General features: G+C 56.6%; 1 pseudogene. It reads left to right on the forward strand.

The features are described 5' to 3' along the window. A pseudogene (locus SB764_RS43010) lies at nucleotides 1-251 on the forward strand (tyramine oxidase); the annotation flags it as partial.

Here is a 251-nt window from a genome sequence, read left to right on the forward strand (position 1 = left end):
GCTGAAACTCGGCTGCGATTGCCTCGGCCAGATCCAGTATCTCGACGCACATGTGAACGGATTGAAAGGTGAGGTCGTCACGATCGAAAAGGCGGTCTGCATCCATGAGGAAGACGCCGGAATCCTCTGGAAACACTGGGATTTCCGAACAGGGCGGACGGTGCTGCACCGCGGCCGCAAGCTCGTTATCTCGAGCATCTGCACCGTGGGTAACTATGAATATGCCCAGTACTGGTATCTCGATCAGGCCG

Origin of the sequence: Paraburkholderia sp. SIMBA_027, assembly GCF_046535315.1 — a bacterium.
GTDB classification, from domain to species: Bacteria; Pseudomonadota; Gammaproteobacteria; order Burkholderiales; family Burkholderiaceae; genus Paraburkholderia; species Paraburkholderia tropica.